At 50.7% G+C, this 17917-nt stretch carries 15 protein-coding genes; 6 read left to right on the top strand and 9 right to left on the bottom strand.

Annotated features, from left to right (window positions below; genetic code table 11):
* Positions 1-6: 6 nt before the first annotated feature.
* From J2I46_RS03425 to J2I46_RS03415, 3 genes are all read right to left on the bottom strand, one after another.
* Complete coding sequence (locus J2I46_RS03425) at positions 7-1581, bottom strand: RagB/SusD family nutrient uptake outer membrane protein (RefSeq protein WP_207327523.1); 1575 nt, start codon at positions 1579-1581, stop codon at positions 7-9.
* 15 nt (positions 1582-1596) lie between these two features.
* Positions 1597-4656, bottom strand: a complete 3060-nt coding sequence (locus J2I46_RS03420; protein WP_207327522.1) for a SusC/RagA family TonB-linked outer membrane protein — start codon at positions 4654-4656, stop codon at positions 1597-1599.
* Between the two features lie 249 nt (positions 4657-4905).
* Positions 4906-6594 carry a helix-turn-helix domain-containing protein gene (locus J2I46_RS03415; protein WP_207327521.1) on the bottom strand — a complete coding sequence of 563 codons (1689 nt, stop codon included), beginning with the start codon at positions 6592-6594 and terminating at the stop codon, positions 4906-4908.
* Positions 6595-6739: 145 nt separating this feature from the next.
* On the opposite strand from J2I46_RS03415, the gene J2I46_RS03410 reads away from it, so the two are divergent.
* The 3 genes from J2I46_RS03410 to J2I46_RS03400 all read left to right on the top strand — a co-directional run bounded on the left by J2I46_RS03410 (position 6740) and on the right by J2I46_RS03400 (position 8587).
* Positions 6740-7105: a hypothetical protein gene (locus J2I46_RS03410; protein ID WP_207327520.1), complete on the top strand. Its 366-nt coding sequence runs from the start codon at positions 6740-6742 to the stop codon at positions 7103-7105.
* A gap of 103 nt (positions 7106-7208) precedes the next feature.
* Positions 7209-7982: a hypothetical protein gene (locus tag J2I46_RS03405; RefSeq protein ID WP_229379467.1), complete on the top strand. Its 774-nt coding sequence runs from the start codon at positions 7209-7211 to the stop codon at positions 7980-7982.
* A gap of 14 nt (positions 7983-7996) precedes the next feature.
* Positions 7997-8587 carry a nucleotidyltransferase family protein gene (locus J2I46_RS03400; RefSeq protein WP_207327518.1) on the top strand — a complete coding sequence of 197 codons (591 nt, stop codon included), beginning with the start codon at positions 7997-7999 and terminating at the stop codon, positions 8585-8587.
* A gap of 104 nt (positions 8588-8691) precedes the next feature.
* On the opposite strand, the gene J2I46_RS03395 is transcribed toward J2I46_RS03400, so the two are convergent.
* The 4 genes from J2I46_RS03395 to J2I46_RS03380 form a co-directional block, all read right to left on the bottom strand.
* Positions 8692-9654 carry an AAA family ATPase gene (locus tag J2I46_RS03395; protein ID WP_207327517.1) on the bottom strand — a complete coding sequence of 321 codons (963 nt, stop codon included), beginning with the start codon at positions 9652-9654 and terminating at the stop codon, positions 8692-8694.
* Positions 9655-9754: 100 nt separating this feature from the next.
* On the bottom strand, positions 9755-11215 hold the full coding sequence (locus J2I46_RS03390; RefSeq protein WP_207327516.1) for a peptidylprolyl isomerase: 1461 nt from the start codon (positions 11213-11215) through the stop codon (positions 9755-9757).
* Between the two features lie 35 nt (positions 11216-11250).
* Complete coding sequence (locus tag J2I46_RS03385) at positions 11251-13587, bottom strand: peptidylprolyl isomerase (RefSeq protein ID WP_229379465.1); 2337 nt, start codon at positions 13585-13587, stop codon at positions 11251-11253.
* Between the two features lie 102 nt (positions 13588-13689).
* Positions 13690-14370 (bottom strand): hypothetical protein, encoded by a 681-nt coding sequence (locus J2I46_RS03380; RefSeq protein WP_207327514.1) that lies wholly within the window; start codon positions 14368-14370, stop codon positions 13690-13692.
* A 64-nt stretch (positions 14371-14434) separates the two neighbouring features.
* Here J2I46_RS03380 and J2I46_RS03375 point away from each other — a divergent pair, with 64 nt between their 5' ends.
* From J2I46_RS03375 to J2I46_RS03365, 3 genes are read left to right on the top strand one after another with little or no spacing between them, the layout of a single operon-like run.
* Positions 14435-15202 (top strand): exodeoxyribonuclease III, encoded by a 768-nt coding sequence (locus tag J2I46_RS03375; RefSeq protein WP_207327513.1) that lies wholly within the window; start codon positions 14435-14437, stop codon positions 15200-15202.
* A gap of 44 nt (positions 15203-15246) precedes the next feature.
* Complete coding sequence (locus tag J2I46_RS03370; protein WP_207327512.1) at positions 15247-15873, top strand: pseudouridine synthase; 627 nt, start codon at positions 15247-15249, stop codon at positions 15871-15873.
* Positions 15824-16363 carry an AAA family ATPase gene (locus J2I46_RS03365; protein ID WP_207327511.1) on the top strand — a complete coding sequence of 180 codons (540 nt, stop codon included), beginning with the start codon at positions 15824-15826 and terminating at the stop codon, positions 16361-16363. The genes J2I46_RS03370 and J2I46_RS03365 overlap by 50 nt, the downstream gene beginning before the upstream one ends.
* Before the next feature lie 87 nt (positions 16364-16450).
* Here J2I46_RS03365 and J2I46_RS03360 read toward each other — a convergent pair whose 3' ends face one another.
* Together J2I46_RS03360 and metF are read right to left on the bottom strand one after the other, a co-directional pair.
* Positions 16451-16828 (bottom strand): DUF2846 domain-containing protein, encoded by a 378-nt coding sequence (locus J2I46_RS03360; protein WP_207327510.1) that lies wholly within the window; start codon positions 16826-16828, stop codon positions 16451-16453.
* 105 nt (positions 16829-16933) lie between these two features.
* Positions 16934-17893: a methylenetetrahydrofolate reductase [NAD(P)H] gene (gene metF / locus J2I46_RS03355; RefSeq protein ID WP_207327509.1), complete on the bottom strand. Its 960-nt coding sequence runs from the start codon at positions 17891-17893 to the stop codon at positions 16934-16936.
* Between the last annotated feature and the right edge of the window lie 24 nt (positions 17894-17917).

The following is a 17917-nucleotide window of genomic DNA, read 5'->3' as shown; positions in this document are numbered from 1 at the left end:
TATCTATTAATAGCCACTGCCGTTTTGGCGTAGCGTTGGATTTGCCACCAGGTCTGTTGCCGGAATCGGATATAGATTGAAGCGGACATCTACAGCACGCCCCTCCTTCACGCCACCTTTCCAGGGCCACAGGTACGTTCCTGTAACAAACCGCTCGTAACGAATCAGGTCAGTCCGACGGTACCCTTCCCAATAGAGTTCACGCGCCCGTTCGGCCAGAATGAAATCCAGATTGATCGAACTGACCGCTGCTGCTTTAGCACGGGTACGCAACAGGTTCACGTAGCTAATCGCCGTTGCCTGATCGCCACCGGTTCCGCCGCGCAAAACGGCTTCGGCGTAGGTCAGATACATATCGGCCAGGCGAATCAGCGGGAAATCAGTATCCACAAACTGTTGGTCAGAACCTGGCTTACCGGTAGAGGTTACGTTTTTGTATTTCGTAATGGCGTAACCGTCGGTGAACGTACCCAGATCATTCAGATCGCGTTGCTGCCCGTCGGTGTAAAACACCCCGCGTTTGTCGGCAGCTGCTGTTGCATCCGGAAATACATCGGCCAGTTTCTGGGTTGAGCGGATGCCGGCCCAACCGCCATTGACCCCGTAGCTGCTCACGTTCATGGAACCACCCACCTGCGCATGCACCAGGAAGGTCATTCCACCATATGTCTGGGTACGCGTGCCATCGAAAGTGATCGGGAAAATGATCTCTTTGGATAAGTTATTATCGGCCGTAAACAGGTTCTGGTACGTTGGTTCCAGCTTGTACACACCCGAATCAATTACTTTCTTCGCATAAGTGATGGCTTCACTGTATTTAGCTGTGCTCGTATACACTTGCGCGTTCAGATACAAACGCGCCAGAATGGCCTGGGCGGCAGCCCGGTCGGCCCGGCCATACTCGGCAGCGCCAGGTGCTGCCAGCTCTGTTTCAATGGCTTTCAGTTCACTTTCTACGTATGTAAACAACTCCTGACGAGTTGCCTGACGTGGCAGGAACGAACCCGGCGCATCGGCTTCTGTTACGAACGGAACCGTACCGAACATATCGATAGCGTGGAAATAGGCCATTGCCCGCAGGAAACGCGCCTCAGCCCGATACGTTTTTGCATCCGTTGCTGCCTGACCGGTGATGCTGCGCTCAGCCAGTTTGGCATCCGTTGTCTCGCGGATGAATTCGTTTGAGAGCGAAATCAGATAAAAAATCCGGTTATACATTGCCGTAATGAAACCATCGCTCGACGTCCAGGTAATCTTGTTGATATCCTGAATGGTGGCATCGTTCCAGGCGATTTTGGCTTCATCGGTCGGCAACTCCTGGAGTTTCCAGTACAGACGCATGTAGTTCGACGTACCTTCATCAATGCCCGAAATGTCAGGTTTACCGGCGGGCCCCTGCTGTCCGCTTACGGCCAGGGTAGCGTATAAACGAGCCAGTACAGCTTTGTAATTGGCCGGATCGGCATAGACCGATGCCGAGGTTACTTCATACTTAGGTACGCGGTCGAGGTCATTGACACACGACGTAGCCACCGCCATTGCGGCAACCAGCATACCAACTCTTAGTGTTACTTTAAACATGGTTCGATTTGTCGTTTAGAAGTCAAGATTCAGACCCAGTGTGCCTACGCGGGGGCGAGGGTAGAAGTTGTTGTCGATACCCCCAGAAATTTCCGGATCGAGGCCCGAATATTTAGTAATGACGAACAGGTTCTGGAAGGTGGCGTTCAGGCGCAGGTTAGCCCGGCTGCCAATTACCCGACCGAAGTTGTAGCCGAAGTTCAGGTTGTCGAGACGCAGGAATGAAGCGTTCTCTACGTAGTAATCAGAGAAGAACTGTTGCGTACGGAAACGGGTATCAAGCACGTTTGTCGATGCATTGGACAGGAAGCCCAGTGAGTTGACCATACTCTGCGTGGTTCCATTACCCGCCCGAACGTTGTTATACACGTAGTTGCCGGCCGTTCCGCGCAATACGAAGCTGGCCGTGAACTGACCAACCGCCAGGCTTGAGGTAAACCCGAAGAGCTGTACCGGGTTAGCCGTTTTATACCGGTACCGGTCGTTAACGGTGATGCTGCCGTCGGCGTTCATATCCTGATATACCCCCTCAATTGGCTGACCATTGGCATTGTATATCTGACGGTTTACGTAGAATGTATTGGTTGGGTAACCAACCGTCTGAATCTGGATGGTGTTACCCGTTCCGCCCGAAATGCCGCCTACCAGAATGCCCGGATCGTTTGGCGTTGGCACTTTAGTCAAATTCGTGATCTTATTCTCATTGTAGGTATAGTTGAAACCTACTTCGAGTTTCAACCCTTCGCGCTGGATGGGCGTCGTGTTGATCAAAAATTCGACGCCACGGTTCTGCAGATTACCAACGTTGGTCAGAATCTGGTTGGTCAGGTTTGAGCCAGCTGCTACCGGAATAACAGCCAGCAGGTCCTTGGTTTTCTTATCGTAGAAATCGATGCTACCCGAAATACGGCCATCAAACAGGGCGTAGTCAACGGCGGCGTTGATCGACTCGGTTTGTTCCCACTTAATGTTGGCATCATATCCACCAGCCCGCAGCGTGTTGTAGAACGTGTTTCCGAACTGGTATTGCGCCGTTGGGTCAGAGATCAGGTACGTTGGCAGATACGGATAGTTGCTCACCCCTGCCGGCAGATCCTGCTGGCCCGTTACCCCGTAACCTAACCGCAATTTAAGCGCTGAAACAGTCTTCGAGTCTTTCAGGAAATTCTCGTCTTTTACACTCCATGAAGCCCCCAGTGATGGGAACCAACCCCAGCGCGCATTCGGACTAAACCGGGAAGTACCGTCGCGACGAATTGTTCCCGTGAGCACGTACTTATCATTGAACGTGTAATTGAGGCGACCAAAGAACGCCAGCAGGGTGTACTGTGTGCGGAATGGGTTACCCGCCGGATTGTACTGGGCACCCGATGCAATGTTATCGGCGTAGCTTGGTTCATCACGGATAAAATCCTGGTACGAATACCCACCCGTCAGATCAACTCGACTTCTAATGCTTTTCAGATCCTTTGCGTAGTTCAGGTAGAATTCCAGCGTCTTGTTGGTCCGGGTCTGCGTGTAAATCCGGTCAATGCCTCCGGTAGTGGCATAGTCACCCGTGATGCCCGGACGACCCTGCCCACGGCCAAAACTCGAGGCTGCGTAGGCTGGCACAAGAACACGGCCATCCGTCGATGAAGCGTCAAGACCGAGGTTCAGGTTAGCCCGCAGTTCACGCAGGAACGGCATGCGGTAGTCGAGTTGTACGTTACCAACCAGGCGGTTGATCTGGTTACGATCCTGTTTTTCCAGCAGTAAACCCAGCGGATTGCGGGTAGCCTGCCCGTTTGGCCGCCCGGTTGTCGGGTCGAGCCATTCGAAGAAACCGCCGTAGTTATCATTGCCACTATAGACGGGCTTAGTTGGATCGAAGCTGATTGCTGAACCAATGGCACCCTGATCGGCAAAGCGGTTGTAGACAATTGACCCTTTAGCGCTGATATCTACCCGGAGGTCGTTATTCAAAAACTTAGGTGACAGGTTCAGGGCCACTGAGTGACGCTGGAAGTTTGACGTTTTCAGAATACCATTCTGTGTCGTGTAGCCGTAGGATACACGGTAGGGGATGTTCCTGTATGCACCCGAGATGGCCAGGTTGTTATCATTACTGATACCTGTTTGATAAATCTGGTCCTGCCAGTCGGTGCTGGTGGTTCCGCTTGTTAGCGAACGCTGCTCTGGTGTTGTGAAGCCTGTGGCAGGTGTTACGTCGTTAATCAATGACCGGAACTGATCTGAATTCAGGACCGATACTTTCTTGGCAATGCGCGAAAGCGATAACTGCGTTGAAAATGTGATTTTAGGAGCGCCTGTGGCTCCTTTCTTTGTCGTAATCAGAATGACACCATTAGCTGCGCGAGCCCCGTAAATGGCCGCCGCCGAGGCATCTTTCAGGACTGTGAACGTTTCGATGTCATTCGGGTTAATCAGGCTCAACGGGTTGGCCGCTCCGGAAATTCCCTGGTTATCGACAGGTACGTTGTCAATCACAACCAACGGATCATTGCTGGCGTTGAGCGATGATCCGCCCCGAATACGAATAGTGCTACCACCGCCAGGCTGACCACTCGGGGGGGTAATAGATACACCGGCCAGCTTACCGGCAATGAGTTGTTCAGGAGCAATAATATTTCCTTTCTGAAACTCATCCGAGGAGATAGAGGCAATTGAACCGGTCAGGTCTTTGCGGCGCTGCGTACCGTAGCCCGTTACAACAACCTCCTGTAATGATTTTGAATCATCGGCAAGGGCTACGTTTACAGTAGTTTTATTGCCGATGGCAACTTCCTGTGAAATTTTACCGACAAAGCTGAAAACCAGTATACCCGAAGCTGGAGCCTGAATGCGGAACGAGCCGGTAGCGTCCGTGTTGGCGCCCTTCGTTGTTCCTTTTAGGGCAACCGTAACACCGGGTAGTGGAGAGCCGTTTACTTCAGTGACGGTTCCGGTAATTGTTTGGTCCTGCGCCAGCACCGGATAAGATCCGAGCAGCATCAACACCATAAACGCCTTTAGCGAACTGTTACAAGTCGCCGCTGCCGTTTGGAAAAACCTTCTGACAGAGAGGTAATTCATAGGTTAACGTATTGAATGTTAGAAGAAAAAACGCGAAGGCCCTGTTGAGTATTTTGAGCCAACTTTATCTTGCAAAAATAATATATTCAGTTTGTCCATGTCGTTCCAGTTTCCTCACGAAGTTATATAGCTGCCAAAATGGTATTTATTAGTATGATTGTTTGATATTCAGTGAGTTATAATATAAAAAGCGTGCCATTTTATGAAAATGGCACGCGTCGATCTGTCTTACTGTCTAAAAAAATGGATTTATTCTATCAATTCCACGGCCGTTGGGTGTACACTTAGATACTGGCTGGGCGTTTGGCTGGTTAATTTTTTAAACGACCGGTTGAACGCCGTTTTTGAGTTGAAACCTACTTCGTATGCCATACTCAGTACCGTATATGAACGAAATTGCGGATCGTTCAACCGTTGTTTCAGTTCTTCTATCCGGTGGTAATTTATAAAATCGAAGAAATTCTTCTGATATTCCTCGTTGATCAGTTTTGAGAGAACATGCGGTTGAATTCGAAGGCGAATGGCAAGTTCCGCAAGGGTTAGATTTGGATTTGTATACGGCTTCTGACGTTTCATGTATGTGTCTAACTGCTGTCGAAGCGCTATAACTGATTCGGTCGATTCTGTAGGTGTAGGAGCCACTACCATTGCTGGGGCAACCTCTTTCGCTGGTTCAAGACGCTCTGTTTGTAGAGCCGTTGCCGATGGCTGAGCATGAAGCGAAGCTATTATCTGAACGTCAGCTGGCGGCGCGGTTTCCAGCAGTGGTAGATGTTCAGTGTCCGGTAATTTAAATAACTCGGGTTGATGAATAGCATAATACCCCAGTAAGTAAATAATAGCAGAAAAGGTCAGCCAGATCAGGTCCACATTTTTCTGCGCAATCGACAGGACGTCTGTGTCTGTGTAGAGGCCAACTGCAACGAGGCCAAAGAAGAAGCACCACAAACCCAGACAAATAGCCTGAATAGTGAGTACAGTATTGAGGTAGTGTACCTGTGGTTCGGTAGACAAACTCATCTCATGGTTATCCTGATAGGTTTTGACAGCTCTTCGGCATAACAGCCAGTATCCGAAGTTATAAACCAGGCCAACCAGACCTGCCACCATAAACAAACCGGAGAGCCAGGGATCTCTGTTGACGATTTTGAGCTGCAATAGTTTATTATCGCTTAGTAGGTAAGGCATGTAAACGACCACCTGTATCAGAGAAGGCATAAAATGCCGCCACCATCCAGATGCCGGGCGCGACGAGTTGAATAACAGCTTCCTAAGATAGATGTAAAAAGTGGGTGCGTACAGGAAGAGAATAAGATCGGGCACCAGAAGTAACTTAGTATACGCCTGGGCTACATCGCGGTACGCTGCCACTGTGCGAACGAATACTAATAGCGAAGTAAGTCCCAACAACAATACCAGCCAACGGTTGGCAGATCGGTTATAGTTCTGAATGCTGGGTATGGCGATTAATAGCAAGACCCCCTGAAATGCCGAAAAGAGCATCAGAAGATCATATATTGAGTAAAAATGGAACGTACCTGAGAGATCCTCCCAACTCCGAATTGCAATGTCTACTTCAACCGGGCTTTTGCTCGCAGAACGGAACAGAATATGATTTGGCCGAGCGTTACCGTTCTCCTGCCCTTCAACAGATTCCCAGGTCCCGCGTGTTACTTTGAATTCCAGACGAGGCAGATCTGTGCGAACAGTAAGTTGATATGAGCCGTCGATCATTCGATTGAACCGAAACGACGGATGAGCAGAGTTCCACTTGTTGAAATTGCCTGACAAAAACAGCTGCGCATCGTGAGGGGTATTCACGGGCAGTTCGGTAATGATAAACTGGTAGGTAGGTACTGGATGCGACCGTACCTGAGCAGACGAACTAAATCCAGCCAGCTGAAATAACAACCATAGTAGTAGCCAATAGGCTTTCATTCCAGGATAGGTTAATGAAAATAAGAAGCAAAAAACATATGACCGTGGCCTAGTTAATCTAGCTAATTAGGATTCTCTGATCGTATTCGACTAACACTTGATGGTCAGTTTACGTTACCAAAGTACGAATCTAACACGCAGCGTAATGAAAATTAATGTAGAAGAAGGGCTGGACAAACCATTCCTGGCTGATGGCCGACACGAGGTTGAAATCACCAATATAGACGAGGGGAAAAGCGAGTATAAGGGTATTCCATTTATTGCCTGTCGTTTTGAGAATGAAGATGGATTTGTGAACCAGCGTTTTTATATCTCGCCAACGGGTATGCCCGTCTTGATGGAGCTATGCCAGGCGGCCGGGGTAGAGGCTGAAGCCAAAAAAGAGCTGGATACGAATCAGTTATTGGGTAAAAAGGTGTCGATCCAGGTTGGTGACTATACATACAATGACCCTGAAACAGGCAGTGAACGCACATTGAAGCAGGCGTCAGCTTTCGAGGCATTGGTATAGTGTATCTTTCTCTTTGCCGCGAAATCAGCCGTATATTTGCGGCGACTACACAACAGTCAGAGGTTGGCCTGCCCGGCCACGGCCTCTGGCTTTATTTATGACTATGAACAAATTACGAATTCTGTTTATCTGTTTTCTGCCGTTAGTATCGGTGGCGCAATCACCCGTTTCAAACCGCTTAAGCGCTGGTGTAGACCTGGGAGCCGGCTTTGCCAAAGAACAGATAAGTCCATCACTTACCTACTATCAGCTGCTTCATGTAACGAAGCAAAAGTTTTTATCTGTTGGCTGGACGGCCACATTTCGCACAAATTATGCCAGCAATGTTGATTACACAACGGCACCAGCAAACCTGACGCGCGGCGGTAAAACAGGTTTTAATGCGTTAGGGGCACCAATAGTACCTGCCAATCTGGATACACTTCGAATGGCTTCTGCATCAGGTACGTCGTTGAATTTTGGGGTTCGGGCGCAGATCCACATCAAATTCCTGGAAATTGGAGCTAGTGCAGATATACTCGGATTAGCACTGGGTAAAAACCGGGTTGGCCAGTACCTTTCTTCAACTGGCAAATTCGTTGCCGGTCAAACGGCGGCTGGCGCAGATTCACTGGCGCGTTTCACCGGAGCGAATGTAAACCAGACGGCGAAGCCTACAATTGCCAACCTTCAGCTACTGGGCGACAATTCGATTGGAACGCTGGCAACAGAAGTGTATGCACGCGTATTACTTGGCCAGCGTCTCGGTGTAAAAGTTGGGTATCAATGGCTAACATCAGAATACACCACATCAGTCAAAAACACGGTTGATGGTAATAACCGGTTCAGAAACCGTGCTGGCCTTACCTACGTTGCGCTGACATTTCCAGTCTATTAGTGAGTATCGGCCAGATGAAAACAGGCATTATTGTACTCGCGGCGGGATCGTCGAAGCGCTTCGGGGGCATTGCCAAGCAGTTGCTCACCATAAACGGGACATCGTTAGTGCGTAACGCTGCCCAACTGGCTCTGGCTGCAGATCTGGGTGGTCCGGTGGTGGTGGTCCTGGGAGATCGCCGTGAACAGGTGGCACCAGAATTAGACGGCCTGGGGGTCACACTGATCGATAATCCTACTTATACTGATGGCATTGCAACGTCGGTACGTATTGGTTTGGCCGGACTTTTTCTGATGCAGCCAACCATCGAGTCGTTTATTGTGATGCCTTGCGATCAGCCATTTGTCACACCTGCATTATTGAAGCAACTGGTGGCAACACAACTGGAATCGGGTAAAGGCATGGTGGCCACACGGTATGCAGATCAGGTGCACATGCCAGCGCTCTTCAAACGGGAGTATGCCGAACCACTATCGAAGCTAACGGAAGATAAAGCGCCCAAATGGGTGATCATCAGGCATAAAGCAGACCTTGCCGAAGTGCGGTTCGAACCGGCTGCAATTGATCTTGATTTCTGGGCGCAGGTTGAAGAGCTGAACAAATAGCGTACAAAAAGTCGTAGGTCTGGAGTATGGTGGTCAAGTATGCATACTCGATCACCATACTCCAGACCTACGACTTTTTGTACGCTATTCGTAAGGCAAGAACCTTACATCATCTTTTTGATCAGTTGTTCAACCGTAATACCTTCCGCTTCTGCTTTGAAGTTGCGCACTACACGGTGGCGCAGAATTGGCATAGCCACTGCCCGAACATCTTCAATATCGGGTGAATATTTACCAGCCAGCAGGGCGTTGCATTTTGCCGCCAGAATCAGGGCCTGTGAGGCGCGCGGACCAGCTCCCCATTCCAGATACTGGTTGGCCTCTGTTGCAGCCATTTCAGTATTTGGGCGGGTTTTGTGTACCAGTTTAACGGCATACTCGACCACATTGTCGGCTACCGGTACCCGACGGACAAGGTGCTGGAATTCAGAGATTTGCTCACCAGTGATCACTTGTTGCACCTGATACCGCTGGTCGTTGGTCGTACTCTTTACGATCGCCACCTCCGATTGATAGGACGGGTAATCCAGGTAGATGTTGAACATGAACCGGTCGAGCTGGGCTTCTGGAAGCGGGTAAGTCCCTTCCTGCTCAATCGGGTTTTGTGTGGCCAGTACAAAAAACGGACGGCCCAGGGCGTAGTTCTGGCCTGCAATCGTCACTTTATACTCCTGCATCGCCTCCAGCAGTGCTGACTGCGTCTTGGGTGGCGTCCGGTTAATTTCATCGGCCAGAATGATATTGGCAAAAATGGGGCCTTTAATGAACTTGAAATTACGATCCTGATCCAGCGTTTCTGAGCCCAAAATATCGGAAGGCATCAAATCCGGTGTGAACTGGATCCGGTTGAAATTCAGATCAAGTGCACCGGCAATAGTCTGGATCAACAGGGTTTTGGCCAATCCCGGTACGCCTACCAGCAGACAATGCCCCTGACAGAATATGGCTGTCAGCAGCAACCTCACGGTTTCGTCCTGACCAATAATGACTTTACCAATTTCGGTACTTAATTTCTTGTAAGCGTCTTTCAGGGCTTCTGCAGCCTCCACGTCGGATGTATAAGGCATTAGGGAATAATGAATTATAAATTGAGAATGATGAATTGAGGATTATGAATCAAGAATGGCTAAGCTAGTTAATTAATCCATCATTCTTAATTCATCATTCCTAATTACTAGCCTGCGCTCCAGTTGTCTGGGTAGTACCAAAAATACGGCAGCTCGTATACTCGGGATCAACCGTAATGTACACGTCGCCCACCGATTTGCGGAACCATTCGTCGATTGCTTTATTCTTCTTGTTCTGCAGCACTATGTTCTGTAGCTTTTCGAAGTCGAGCTTGTAATCTGCCGTGTGGGGGGCGATTTTGGTTTTGTAGTACAAAATCCGTACCCCAGTTTTACCGTCGTCGGAGCGATAGGGCAAAACTGGAGTGATTTTGCCTACGGTCATCGTGTCCAGAATGGAGAACATGGCGTAATCCATGGTGCCGTCCATAGCCATCCGTGAGCTACCCGACTGAGCGTCACGTAATAAACCGCCGGCATCGGCCGTAGCTTTGTCTTCTGAAAAATCTTTAGCGGCTTTTTCGAATTTCAGACTATCCAGCTGAATCAGGTTGCGCAGGCTGTCGAGGAAGCGCGTGGGCTCGGTTACCTCAAGCCGGTTGTATTCTGGGCGCAGCAGAATGTGGCGGGCGTGGTACTCTGCACCACGGGTTTCGATGAGTTGGATCAGGTGAAAGCCGAAATCAGATTCCACGATGTCCGACATTTCGCCGGGTTTCAACTTCAGGGCAGCTCCTTCAAAAGGCGCCACCATCATGCCGCGCTTAGCATAACCAAGGTCGCCTCCTTTCTCGCCCGAACCCACGTCTTCTGAGTTGGCTTTGGCCAGAACGGCAAAATCGGCCCCATGCAATACGCTGTCTCTCAACGCAAGGAGTCGCTGACGTAAGGTTTCTTTCTGTGCTTTCGTGACGACCGCATACCGAACAATCTGCCCAACTTCTACCTCAGCAGGCATGTATGGCAGGCTGTCTTTCGGGATGGTGTTGTAAAATTTGAGCACATCGCGAGGCGTGACTTTGGTCTTCTGCGTGATCGTCTCCTGCATCTTGCGGGTAAGCATCTGATCACGTACCTGAACGCGCACTTCACCTTTCAGCATTTCCAGACTTTTGCCAAACTGCTCAATGATGTTCTTCTCTGACCCATATTGTTGAACCATGTATGACATCCGGCTATCCAACTGGCTATCAATCTGCTTATCTTCAACCACAACGGAGTCAATTTCGGCTTTGGCCAGCATCATTTTGTTGATAACCAGGCTTTCCAGTAACTGACATTTCTGAGGGGCTGGCTGCCCGTTGGCAGCATACGACTGCAAGGCTTCTTCCAGGTCTGACTTCAGCACATAATAATTGTCAACCTTGGCGATAATCTTATTCAGCAAAACGGTTTCAGGCTCGCCAACAGTATCTGGTCTGGCGATAGCCAGTTCGGCAGCTGTCTGAACGGGTTGTGGTAAGGCCGACGTTCGAGTGGCGAATCCTCCCGTGCTAAACGCCTGAGCTAACGTCAGTGTAGCGCCCAGTATGCTCAGCGATGCGGTTTGTAGTTTGTTCATATCTATGGTAAGGAAGTTTACTGAAGCCAGTAAACTCATTTCAATAATCGTTTCAACTCTTCCTCGTTCACCTGAACGGGATATTTCTGACGCAGATCAGCTAAAAACCGCTGTTCCAGGTACGCCTGGTAATCATTTATCACGGCACCACGCGCCTCCGCGAACGTGCGTGGACGGGGCTGGTCAATCCGGCTGATCGTGACCTGCACCACCTTGTTTCCCTTCGCAAATGACTTGGAACCTGTCTGCCAGGGAAGTTCGTCAACATAGGCGTTTTGTCCTTTAGCGAAAATGCCCTCCGTTATCGTTACAGCGTCTGTTACGGTACCGCTCAGAACGCGGGCTACATCCTGCTTCGAGGTTGTCAGGTAGGTAAATGATACCCGTCGGGCTGCATCGCCGTTTGAACGAGCACCTTGTAAGTCTTTCTCGTTAATTCGAGCCAGTTGAACTCCGTTACTGGTCAGGTACGTTACAACCGACCGCAACCGGCCTGCCGACGTGCTGTCTTTCTCGTTCGCATCACGCGAGGCCGTTACATCGAGCACATACGCTGGGTTCTTTACCATGGTTACCAGTACCTCAAACAGTGCATCGCGTCTGGCAGGCGAAAGTGCGGTTTGGTTTGCTTCAAACAGAAGATCCGGCGCAGACCGTTTCAACGCGTACGGACTCGTTGCCAGCCTGACCTTCGTTTCGGCTAGTAGTTTGTCGTCGTTTGCTTCGATAATGGTAGCTACGGCTCTGGCTGGGTACGTATACTTAGATTTATTTTGCTCAAAATATTGCTTCTGCCCGGTCGAATCGCTCAGTGATCGTTCCCAGACTTTCTCTTCCATCATCTGCGACAACAATACCCCGTCGCGAACCTCAGCCAGTAGCGCTCGAAACTCCGGGTATTTTTTTTCCAGATTTGCCTCTTCAGCGGCGAATAGCTGATCGCCTACGAATCGCGAATACATGCGCTGTATAATGCCCTGACCAGTAAGACCCGTTTCTGTGCGCGGCAGTTGCTTTTGCTGGACGTAGGTAAAGAATTTTGACGCTGGTACGTTCAGGCTGAACCCGCCAGCACCGCTCACAGTCAGCAAAGTCGACGGGTCCGGGTTGACCGGCATACGCCAGCGCCCCTGAATCAGGCTTGAATCAGCTTTGGCCAAGACGGCCTGCTTCACAGCTTCGTTTTCTTTTACATTGTAGTCGCGGCTGAAGCGTTGAAGCATGGTTTGGCGGATCGCCTCAGAGCGGCTGTCAGTTGCTACTTTCTGCCGGAGCGCCGGAGCTAACTCGGCAAATGTTTCGATCGGTTTGCGCTCAATGAGCTTGAGCACATGCCAGCCGTAGTTGGTTCGGATGGGCGGGCTGTAACTACCGGGCGTGGTCAGGTCAAACGCGGCTTCTTCCAGGGCCGGAACGTTTTGGCCAGTAGCAAAAGGAGGGAGCTTACCACCCGCGTTTTTGCTTTGCGCATCGTCAGAATAAGTCCGGGCCAGCGTCTCGAACAACTCACCCGCCTTCAACTTGGCATAAACCTCGTCGATACGGGCTTTGGCCGCCGCAACGCCAGCTGGCTCGGCCGATGGCGACAGGCGAACCAGAATATGGGCAACCTGTACTTTCCCACGCGATGGGCGACGGTCATTCACCTGAATGAGGTGATAGCCAAACCGGGTACGTACCGGCGCTGACAAGCTACCGACGGGCAGTTGATACGCCGCGTTTTCGAAGGGGTAAATCGTTTGGAAAACGGAGAAATAGCCCAGGTCGCCCCCATTTCTCGACACGGTCGGATCTTTCGATACCTGTTTCGCTACAGTAGCAAAGGGCTCTCCATCCTGCAGGCGTTTACGGGTGGCCAGTGCCAGTTGATAGGCGGCTAGCGTATCGGCGGGAATGGCCTCTTCGGCAACTGGAATCAGGATATGTGAGGCACGTACTTCCTGTTGCATCCGTTGATACGCTTCGGTGGCCAGTTGTTCAACCAGCGTTTTGTCGGTCAGGTACGTCTGCGCCAGCTGCTTCCGGTACGTTGCCATCTCTTCCCGGAAGGCCTCAGTAGTATCGCGACCTGACTGTTCAGCAGCCAGAACCTTCAGTTTCAGGTTCGTATACAGATCCAGATAGCTGCGGATGTCGGTCCGTTGCGATGAGTCAGCCGAAAGCTGGTTCTTCGTAAATGAATCGAAAAACTCATCGCTGGAAAAGGCTTTATTGCTACCGATAGACAGCACAACCGGTTTTGGAGCAGCCTCAGGAGCTGACGTTACGACGGGAGCCGACGTTTTACAGGCGGTGACGAACCACAGCAGCAGGGCTGAACCAGTGAGCCGGCAGACCGCCGGGGTGCCGAAAGAGGAAGGAGATAACCGCAAAAACAATGAATTTGAAGCCGGTAAACGCATGTACGATTTGCTACGTTCAGAACAGTCAAACACCGATAAATAGTGCCGACTGCGAACTAACAAAGATAGGACTTATTGGCCAGACGGCTCTATTTTAACGTTTTTTAGAGTCAGATCGTACGTCAGATCATAGTCGAACGAATCGCGGAGGTGCTGCCCCGTAAAGTGAGCCGAAATCTGCATCCGTCGCTTGCCAGACTTCTTCACGGAGGCGTCGGTCAGTTCAACGCTGCTCTGGCCCAGTACGTCGTCATCGTCGAGTTGATTGGCGAATTGCAGGCCCATCCCCGCAGCGGCTAGCCCGGCAGCTACGTACTTGAGTGGCGTGAGCGCTTCAGCACCGGCCAAAAGAATACCGGCGGGCACACTGATAACGGTGTTTACCTTTTGAATTTTTCCGAGTAATTCCGATGCCTGGTTGTAATCGTCTACTTCGATTAGCACCACTGAGGCGACGATTCGCCCGTTTTTTGGCATCGGTAACCGAACCGGAGTAGCAGCCTGACTCAAGTTGGCGGAAGCTCCTTTGGTCATAACCTGAACACCCCAACCTCCATTCGCTACACCCACCGCTTTATTGTTGGCATCGTAGCTCACCAGTGAATAAGCCAGCATGACCTCATCGCGACGGCTAAGGGTCTCCTCCAGGTTGTTGGCTTTGAGTAAGTTGGGTTTCAGCTCGGCCGTCAACGGGCGCGGAGCCGCACAGGAAGCAAGCAAAAAAAGCGCAAGGCCGCTAAGCGGAAGTTTCATAGAGTGGGGGAGAAGCTTTTCGTAACAACGGATTTGAGGCTAAAAAAAGTCTTTTCTTTGCACCATGCGCTTAGTTACCTATAACGTGAATGGCATTCGGGCGGCCATTAAAAACGGCCTGATCGACTGGCTGCGTGAGAATCCGGTCGATGTGCTTTGTCTCCAGGAAGTGAAAGCCACCCACGATGTAGTTGATCTGACCCTGCTCGATGAGCTTGGCTACACGTACCACTGGCATGCCGCCGAGAAGAAAGGCTACTCGGGCGTAGCCACCTTCGCTAAAATACCTGCTGATAAGGCCGTACTGGGTTGTGGGCTAGCGCATTACGATTGCGAGGGCCGTGTTCTCCGCACCGATTTCGGCGATCTGACGATCCTGAACTGCTATTTCCCCTCAGGCACGTCGGGCGACCTTCGTCAGGGCTTCAAGATGCAGTTTCTGGACGAGTTCTTCGAGTACGCGCAGAACCTGCGGCAGTCACGACCAAACCTGATCGTGGTGGGCGACTATAACATTGCCCATACCGAAATCGATATTCACGACCCTGTTCGGAACAAAAATTCGACGGGTTTTCTGCCCGAAGAACGTACCTGGATGACAAAGTGGTTTGCCAGTGGCTTTATCGACGCTTTTCGCGAAAAGAACCCCGATTTGGTCGAATACAGCTGGTGGAGCTACCGGGCCGGGGCCAGAGCCAACAACAAAGGTTGGCGTATCGACTATATTTCACTGGCAGAGCCCCTCCGCGATCGCCTGCTGGCTGCCGGTCATCATCCCACCGCCGTCCATTCCGACCATGGCCCGGTATGGGCGGAGATAGAACAGGTTTAAACCCAGAAAACCTATGTTTAAACCTTATTATAGTACAATCTCTTATGCATTATCTAATTTATAAACCCTTCGGCATGTTGTCGCAGTTTTCGCCGGAAGGGGGGAAACAGACGCTGGCTGAGCTGTCGTTTGCGTTTGATCGGGACGTTTACCCGGTAGGGCGATTGGATGCTGATAGCGAGGGGTTGTTACTACTGACGAACGATAAATCGATTAATCACCGGCTGCTCGACCCGCGTTTTGCGCATGAACGTACCTACTTCGTGCAGGTCGACGGGGCCATTACGGATGAGGCATTGCAGCAACTGGCAGAAGGAGTCACGATTACCGTCGACGGAAAGCCGCACCATACGTACCCAGCCGTGGCCCGTCGTATCGATGAACCAAATCTGCCGCCCCGTACTCCGCCGATTCGGTTTCGGGCAGCCATTCCTACCTCATGGATTTCGTTGACACTGACGGAGGGTAAAAACCGTCAGGTGCGTAAAATGACCGCTGCCGTTGGCTTTCCTACGCTCCGGCTGGTGCGTTGGGCCATCGGGCAATTAACCGCTGAAGGCATGCAACCCGCCGATGTGCGGACCATCGCTGAATCAGACATCACTCAACTTCTGAACTCGAATGGCTCAGCCTCTCCTCGTGTGCCTGTACGGCCCCGAAAGCGTCGGTAAAACTACGATGGCCCAGCAACTGGCCCATCATTACCAGACCGTATACGTACCTGAAGTGGCGCGCGATCTGATCACGTCAAACGATCTGACAGCTGACGACTATGCTCGAATTGCCGTAGCGCAGACAGCGGCCGTAGAACAGGCAATACCGAAGGCGAACCGGGTGTTGATCTGCGATACCGACCTGATTACGACGCAATTATACGCCACCATATACGGCGTGACCCACCCGGCAATCTTGACCGAACTAGCGGCCAGTGAGAGATTTGATGCCTATTTTCTGCTTAATCCGGATGTTCCCTGGGTTGCCGATGGTCTTCGTGATCTGGGTCACCGCAGGGCCGAGATGTACGCTCTCTTTGAGCAGGCACTAACTGAGCGAGGCATTAGATATATTGTGATTGCTGGCGTTGATTACGCCGCGCGCGTGGCAACAGTGATTGCGGAGATTGATCGTCTGTTGGCTGACAAACTGTTGTGGGCAGCTTGATACTTTTCAGCGTGAATCAACTGTATTACCGCCATAAAAAAGGTCAATGCATAACCAGCATTGACCTTCCTGTATTGAACTACCTGTCTAATTTGACGGCGTGTTGCAATTATCGGGCTTCATTTCCGGAAGCTTCTTTTTGGCTGTAGACTCAGTTACTTCCGTCAGAACGAGTTTATCACTCATGAATCGAACCTTCACATCGCCCTGAATATAATAGACCTTGTTGGCTTCCATATCCAGGCTTAAGCCGTCTTTGTCTGGAATATTCAAGCCACCAGCATTCGATGTAAACTCGACTTTGCCTGGCTTTAGTTGAGCGGAGAAGTAACGTTTATTACTCAAACGACACAATTCAGTGCCATTGGCACGAATCGTGAAATTGACCGCTGCCCGCGCAAATTGAGCTGGCCGATAGAAGACCACAGTGGCCATATCTTTAGATGGTTCTGGAGTCTGGGCCATACAGACACTAACCGAGGCAATAAGGCAGAAAGCGAAATTTAGTGGTTTATACATGTTCGGGACGGAGATAAAATTAAAGCAACAAGTTATTCTGTTACAGTTAATTTAAAACAACTCTTTCGCGATTTTCTGTACGTTATCGCCCTTACCCATTGTGTAGAAATGGAGTACGGGAGCACCAGCTGCTATCAGTTCACGGCCCTGCTGAACGCTCCACTCAACACCCACCTGCCGGGCCTCGGCGTCGTTCTCGCAGGCACTAATTGCATTAACCAGGTCGTCGGGCATATGGAGGTGGAACAGACGCGGTAGAATGTCGAGCTGCTTCCGGGTGCTGATCGGTTTCAGACCAGGAATAATGGGAATGTTGATGTCATGTTCACGACATCGCTTCACAAAGTCGAAGTAGCGGGCATTATCGAAGAACATTTGGGTAACGATGTAATCAGCCCCTTTGGCAATTTTCTGCTTTAGGAAATCGAAGTCGATATCGTGGTTTTCAGCTTCGAAATGTTTTTCGGGATAGGCCGCTACGCCGATGCAGAAGTTGGTGGGTGTCATAGCCGTATCTTCTTCGTGCAGATACTGACCCTGATTCATGTTAGCTACCTGCTCCACCAGTTCACTGGCGTATGAATAGCCGTTTTCCTTTGCCTTGAAGGTCTTGAACGGTTTGGCCGGATCGCCCCGCAATACCAGCACGTTATCAATACCCAGGTAATTCAGGTCGATAAGGAAGTCTTCTGTTTCGTCGCGCGAAAAACCGCCGCACAGTACGTGCGGCACGGCATCGACGTTATATCGGTGCATGATGGCCGAACAGATGCCCACCGTACCAGGCCGTTTCCGCGTAACGATCTTCCGAATGGTGCCGTCGGGCTGGGGTTGCTCGATGTACTCTTCGCGGTGGTAAGTAACGTCAATAAACGGTGGGTTGAACTCCATCAGGGGTTCAATGTTGTTGAGCAGATTTTTCAGATTATCGCCCTTGATGGGGGGGATCACCTCAATCGAAAAAATGGGTTTGCCGTTAGCCCGGCGAATGTGTTCGGTAATCTTTGTCATCAGGTGGGTATCCTGTAAAAAAGG

Origin of the sequence: Fibrella forsythiae (assembly GCF_017353175.1) — a bacterium.
Lineage (GTDB): Bacteria > Bacteroidota > Bacteroidia > Cytophagales > Spirosomataceae > Fibrella > Fibrella forsythiae.
This window is presented reverse-complemented; position numbering and strand designations above follow the sequence as displayed.